The organism is Vibrio sp. 10N.222.48.A3 (assembly GCF_041475345.1).
GTDB classification, from domain to species: Bacteria; Pseudomonadota; Gammaproteobacteria; order Enterobacterales; family Vibrionaceae; genus Vibrio; species Vibrio tasmaniensis_A.
In genome coordinates, this window is the sequence record NZ_JBFRVX010000766.1 from 1 (window position 1) to 6,393 (window position 6,393).

Consider the following 6,393-nt stretch of genomic DNA (forward strand, 5'->3'; position numbering starts at 1 on the left):
AAGGTCAACACGCCCTAACATTGTTGCAAGTAAATTCGCTAGGTTAGATTACTTCTTACCTTGAGTTTGCTTGTCTTCTTCTGTTAGTTCACGAATACGACGGCTGATGTCGCGACGAGCTTTAGAGATCTCTGCACTCTTGATGATGTGATCATCAACGCGGTCTTCGTAGTCAGCTTTCATGTTTTTGATAATGCCTAGGATCTCGTCGTGAGTCATCTCTGGCTTGATGTAATCAAGTAGGTTATCAAGAAGGTCGACACGCTTGCGGTTGTCACGAACTTTCTTTTCGTTGTCTAAAAGTTCACGCTTAAGTTTGTTCTTACGTCGTGCTTGGTTAACAATTTCAAATACGCTGCTCATAGATTCCTTTTCCTAATCGTCAAATACGTTGTCTGGTTCTGATTAAAGCACATCAATTGATGATGTAACAGTATTTAGATCAAAGCAAAAGTAAGGTTGTTTAATTATTCGTCACTCTCTCTAACGTGTGATTGTTTTTATCTTACCGTTCAAGTTAGTATCCCATCTAGATACTGCATTGATACGACATGTGAAATGAATCAACAACAATTGGAAACAGAAGATTTGGGCGACGATGTCGTTGAATCTTCGGCAGAACAAAATAAGCTTCGTGATGCGTATGTACAAGAGCGCACTAATTTGGAAGTCGTGGAAATAGAGCTAAATCGTTCTAAGATCATAATGATTGATGAACAAGGCAGAAAGAAACGAGTACCGATTTTGTCTGAGCATTAGCCATGACTGGCTGCATTGTTAAATGTTGAGATGGAATTATCAAAATAATAAAAAGGAAAAACGATGAACACAGTACTTTCCCCAATTGAAGCGAGAATTATCGGTTGTTTGATCGAGAAAGAAGTGACTACTCCAGATCATTACCCACTGACACTAAATAGCTTAACAACGGCTTGTAATCAAAAGAGTAACCGTGAACCAGTGCTCTCTCTGTCTGAGTCAGACGTTTTAGATGCGGTTGATGGTTTGATAGGACGTCGTATGGTGAGCGATGAAAGCAGCTTCAACAGCCGAGTTAATAAGTATCAGCACCGTTTCTGCAACACTGAATTTGGTGATCTGCAATTTACAGAGCAAGAGCGTGCAATCATCTGCTGCATGCTGCTTCGTGGGGCCCAAACCCCGGGTGAGCTTCGTACTCGAACTGGTCGTCTTGCAAACTTTAGCGATGTGAAAGAAGTTGAATCAATACTCGAAAAACTCGCGGCAAGAGAAGCGGGTGTGTTAGTCGTGAAGTTACCACGAGAAGCGGGTAAACGAGAATCACGCTACCAACACTTACTGAGCGGCGAAGTAGACATTGAAGCGTTTGCGACGGCATCGGTAAGCGCTGTTTCATCATCTGCAACCAGTGAAAAGTTTGAAGAACTTGAATCAGAAGTCGCGAGCTTACGTGAAGAAGTGGCAGAGCTTAAGGCTCTGGTTGAATCACTGCTTTAAATGTCGGAATCTGACAAAAATGCGGATTGGGTCGTGTATTTGATCCGCAATCGACACAATGCCCTTTATTGTGGAGTGACGAATAACTTAGAACGTCGATTCGAACAACATCAAACGGGCAAAGGTGCAAAAGCCTTAAAAGGTAAAGGCCCACTTAAGCTGGTTTGGAGTATTGGTGTTGGGTCAAAAAGTGAGGCGTTAAAGACCGAATACGCGATCAAACAATTACCTAAATCTCGTAAAGAAAAATTAGTATCACTCAAACTAATCATTGAGTGGCAACAAGACAAAATTCAGTATATTCCAGTATCGTAACTTATCGTTAGAGTTCTTATTCTCGGCTGAATGTTAGTCACGTTAATTGTTGCAAGGTTACCACTTAAGTTATTGATTAAATGGTAATGTTTTTACTTTCAATTGAGTTGTTTTATCTTAGGACTCATTAATCTTAGTCTCTATTCCAAATTTACACACTGCACATTTAGAATGACATTCCAATTAGTATTAGACGCTATCATTTATCCTCGTTGTCCTACATAATATCTTTCAGCCATACAAAGAGATGGTGTCATGCTAGGTTAAAAAAATGAGCCAAAGTAGCTCATATAAAACGAGAAAAATATGAAACGTTTACTTATATTATTGGGAGTTGCCGTGTTTTCTGCGTCTGCTCTCTCCCACGGTACCCACGTCCTGAATGGCTATTGGGAATATCAGGATTACCTCACTAAATTTCCAGAGCAAAAAGCATTGACCGATAAAATGGTTGAAGCTGTGCAAAATCCCCCTGTGCCATTGAGGCAAGTTCAGGATGAACCTATCACGATTTCAGTTGTGTACCCGGGGCAACAGATCTCTGATTATTGGGTTCGTAATATCCAAGCCTTTGAGAAACGCCTAGATAAATTGAGGATCAATTATCAAATAAATCAGGTTTTTACTCGTGATAATGCTAACCCCTCTCAGCAGAGTATCTCTTTGCAAGAAGCGATTGAAAATAAAACGGATTATTTGATTTTCACGTTAGAGACGACGCGACACCGTAAGTTTATTGAACATGTGTTGAGCTCAACGGACACCAAGTTGATTTTGCAAAATATTACCACACCAGTACGTGCATGGGCCGATAGGCAGCCGTTCATGTACGTGGGTTTCGACCATATGACGGGGAGTTTAAAGCTAGCGGATTACTTCAAACAAGTGAGTGAACCGGACAGCAAGTATTCTGTGTTATATCGTTCTGAAGGTTATATTAGTGATGCTCGTGGAGATACCTTTATCCATGATGTGAATTCTGATACTAACTTTGCTCTTAAGTCGTCGTTTTACACAAAATCAAGTAAAGAGAGCGGTTACCAAGCAGCTAAAATCAGCCTAGCTAACGATAAGGATCTAAACTTTATTTATGCATGCTCAACGGATGTTGCTCTGGGCGCAGCAGAAGCTATTCGAGAATCTGGTCGAGATGTCTTAGTTAATGGCTGGGGAGGCGGCTCTGCAGAATTGGAAGCTATAGCAAGGGGCGACTTAGATGTTACGGTCATGCGCATGAATGATGATACGGGTATTGCGATGGCAGAGGCAATTAAATGGGATCTTACCGGGTTGGAAGTTCCTACCGTTTATTCAGGTGAGTTTGAAATTGTGACTAAAGAGGATTCTCCAGATCGTATTTTAGAACTTAAGCAGCGAGCATTTAGGTACTCAGACCAATAATGAAAAAAAGCTACGCCATTACACCAAAGAACACTTTAGCCAAATTAATTACGCGTATCATTATTTTAGTGATTGGCGTGATGGCGCTTGGCGTGCTTATTCATAACTATGAAACAAGCAGTAGGATCGTTAAGCAAGAGACGAATAGAACGGTTAAGCAAACTTCTAGCTTGATCCAAAACATGTTCGATTATCGATTGTCAGTGCTGCAAATCCATCAAGACAGTAGCTCACACAGTGAAACTTTAAGGGAGTATTTTGATACCAACAATGAAGAGGCTCTGAGCTACTTTTTTTATGGTGTTGACCAACGTGAGCCTGATTATGCTCCTGATTTGCGTTTTGTTTCAACTTATAATGGTTTAGCTTGGGAAGATGGCAATGGGCAGTTCTATGGTTTGGATGAATCTAGTTTAAAACATATATCTGATGAGGTCGCTTTTAGCAGTAACTGGCACTTCATTCAGCTGACTACGGATATCGGTAAGCGTCATTTGTTGGCTCGTCGAACCCCTATTGTTGATAACAAAACCGGTGAAGTTCTAGGGCAGCTTTATGTCGCTATTGTGCTCGACAACAATTTTTCATTGGCTGAATCTATCCAGCAAGGCAGCAATTGCGAAAATATCGTTATTGAAGCGCATGGTACTCCGGTGACATCGACATTCAGTGGCGATGAAAGCTATACGATAAAAGACGTCCTCAGCTATGAAATGTACGAGCAGCTACCTCGTCATTTCGTCACTATTGCAACCATTAAGATCAATGCTGTTGAAACCCCCCTAACCATTCGCGCGATCCAGAAAAACACTAACCTCATTGCACTCGAAGATAATTATGAACGTACCATCATTGTTATGATTGTGGTGATCATCATCATGTCTTTCCTTGCGCGATCTTGGATTCAAAGAAGAGTCGCGGCAGAACTTGATAAGTTAATGGAATTCACTCGTTCTGCAAGTGGTAATGAAGAGTTCAGCAAGTTTGATGGTTCAAATATTTTCGAATTTCACCACATTGGCTGCACGTTGGAAGATACTTTTGAGCGCTTATCTGAGCAACACCAAAAATTTCAAGATCTGTTTAATTTTGCGCATTCTCCAATTTTGGTTTGGTCCGAAAAAGGTGACTTAATTCAGATGAACCCAGCGGCTCGTATGGCGCTATTTGATGAAGATGATAACTATGGTGCAATGGCTCGAGAGTTTGAGCTCCGTATGTTGCCGAATATCCAGATGGTGGTTCAAGGCTCTAAACTAACGGGCATTAACGTGCCAATCGGCGAGAAGGTTTTTCGCTGGAACATGTCTGCAATCCGAGTTGAACACGGCATTACCGGTGTGGTGGTGCAAGGTCAAGATATTACTAAACTTATAGAAGCAGAAAGACAGGCAGATCGAGCGCGTGAAGAGGCAGAGCATCTTGCCAGTGTGCGTGCAGACTTCCTCGCTAAAATGAGTCACGAAATTCGTACGCCATTGAATGGTATCCTCGGTGTCTCTCAGTTGCTTAAACGTTCAATACACGATGAAGATAACCGTGATCAGGTTGATGTACTTTGCCATAGTGCAGAACATCTACTGGCGGTACTAAACGATATTTTGGACTTCTCTAAGATAGAGCAGGGACAATTTAATATTCAGAAGAAAGATTTCCTCTTAGGAGAGTTAGTTAACACCTTAGATAGCATCTATCGCCCACTTTGTGAGGATAAATCCGTCGAGTTCACCATTGTGAATCACTTGGTTGATGACATCAAAATACACACCGACCAGGTTCGCTTGAACCAGATCATGTTTAATTTACTGAGCAACGCCCTTAAGTTCACTCATCAAGGCAGTATTTCCGTCAGTTTTGAAATCGAAAGTATCTTGAATACTGATTACGCTAGCTTGATTGTTCGAGTAAAAGACAGTGGCATCGGTATTGATGAGAGTAAGATCGATGCTATTTTTGAACCTTTTGTTCAAGCAGAAGAAACGACGACTCGGGAGTATGGCGGTTCAGGACTTGGGCTTACGATTGTAAAGAATCTTGTCGATATGCTGGAGGGAGACATTCAAGTCCGAAGCGTTAAAGATCAGGGGTCTGAGTTCATTGTAGAAATCCCAGTGGAGTTACACTCCAAGCCTCTGTTAGCCGACGTTAAGAAACAAGCCGACATGGAGCCTGAGGCGTTGTTTAATCGTTCGTTGAAAGTGCTGCTAGTGGAAGATAATCACACCAACGCCTTTATCGCACAGGCATTTTGCAAAAAGTATGGGATGGTGGTTACTTGGGCAAAAGGTGGCTTGGAAGCGATAGAGCTAGCAAAAAGCACGGTTTACGATCTTATCTTAATGGATAATCAACTCCCTAATCTGGGTGGAATTGAAACCACTCAGCAACTAAGAGAGCAAATTGGCGTAACAGCTCCGATTTATGCGTGTACTGCCGATGCTCAAGAGTCAACAAGAGAAAGGTTCATGGCTGCTGGAGCAAATTATGTGATCGTAAAACCGATAAAAGAAGCGTCGTTGCACAAAGCTTTTGTTCATTTCAAACAACTGTACTGGGATGATACTCAGCATTAAGTCGAAGCTAGAAAGTGAGTCACTGATTCAAGGAAACAACGGCTTACTCTTGCTGAAAAACAAGATACACTGCTTCAGATATGTACTTGATGGAGAAATATTAAATGGAACTGCAAACCTTATTGAATACTCTGGCTGATACCCCAGAAAGCGTGCAATTTGAAGACACAATAAAAGTGATAGAAGCTCATTATGATTTTGCTGAGAGTGAATTTCGTAATGGCGATGTAGTGAATGCCGCTGGGCAGAATAATGGTTCGTGTAAGATTTTTGCTTTTGGTTTAGAGCAAGGTCTATCTGCAGAGCAAATACTTGCTTGTTTTGGTCAATTTTATCGTAATGACGTATTAGGTTTTCCCGAGAACACTGACCATCAAAATATTCGTAACTTCATGACTCATGGCTGGAGCGGAGTACAGTTTTCTCAGCCTGCGCTGATTGCAAAATCGAAGTAACCACTAACTAGATAACTATTAGTAAGTAGTAAGTAGTAAGTAGTAGGTCGAAACTTAATGTCGTATCTTGAAGCGAGAGAACAACCTCTCGCTTTTTTGTATATGATGAACAGGCTCGTAAGCTGCTGAGTAGCTTTGTAAGCTATTGATTATGTTTGCAAGCTTTTGAT

Annotated in this window: 7 protein-coding genes; 6 read left to right on the plus strand and 1 reads right to left on the minus strand. The window is 41.4% G+C overall.

What is annotated here, in order from left to right:
* Positions 1 to 48: 48 nt before the first annotated feature.
* Entirely contained in the window at positions 49 to 363 is a 315-nt protein-coding gene (locus AB4653_RS19540) for a DUF496 family protein (RefSeq protein ID WP_004730049.1), read from the minus strand.
* A gap of 195 nt (positions 364 to 558) precedes the next feature.
* Between AB4653_RS19540 and AB4653_RS19545 the strand changes: the two genes are divergently transcribed.
* The 6 genes from AB4653_RS19545 (at position 559) to AB4653_RS19570 (ending at position 6,223) form a co-directional block, all read left to right on the plus strand.
* Positions 559 to 759: a hypothetical protein gene (locus AB4653_RS19545; RefSeq protein ID WP_009845676.1), complete on the plus strand. Its 201-nt coding sequence runs from the start codon at positions 559 to 561 to the stop codon at positions 757 to 759.
* A 63-nt stretch (positions 760 to 822) separates the two neighbouring features.
* Entirely contained in the window at positions 823 to 1,479 is a 657-nt protein-coding gene (locus tag AB4653_RS19550; protein WP_009845675.1) for a YceH family protein, read from the plus strand.
* Complete coding sequence (locus AB4653_RS19555; protein ID WP_009845674.1) at positions 1,480 to 1,794, plus strand: GIY-YIG nuclease family protein; 315 nt, start codon at positions 1,480 to 1,482, stop codon at positions 1,792 to 1,794.
* 306 nt (positions 1,795 to 2,100) lie between these two features.
* Complete coding sequence (locus AB4653_RS19560; protein WP_009845673.1) at positions 2,101 to 3,195, plus strand: substrate-binding domain-containing protein; 1,095 nt, start codon at positions 2,101 to 2,103, stop codon at positions 3,193 to 3,195.
* Complete coding sequence (luxQ, locus tag AB4653_RS19565; protein ID WP_009845672.1) at positions 3,195 to 5,768, plus strand: quorum-sensing autoinducer 2 sensor kinase/phosphatase LuxQ; 2,574 nt, start codon at positions 3,195 to 3,197, stop codon at positions 5,766 to 5,768. The genes AB4653_RS19560 and luxQ overlap by 1 nt, the downstream gene beginning before the upstream one ends.
* Positions 5,769 to 5,872: 104 nt before the next feature.
* On the plus strand, positions 5,873 to 6,223 hold the full coding sequence (locus AB4653_RS19570) for a HopJ type III effector protein (RefSeq protein WP_009845671.1): 351 nt from the start codon (positions 5,873 to 5,875) through the stop codon (positions 6,221 to 6,223).
* The last annotated feature ends 170 nt before the right edge of the window (positions 6,224 to 6,393 follow it).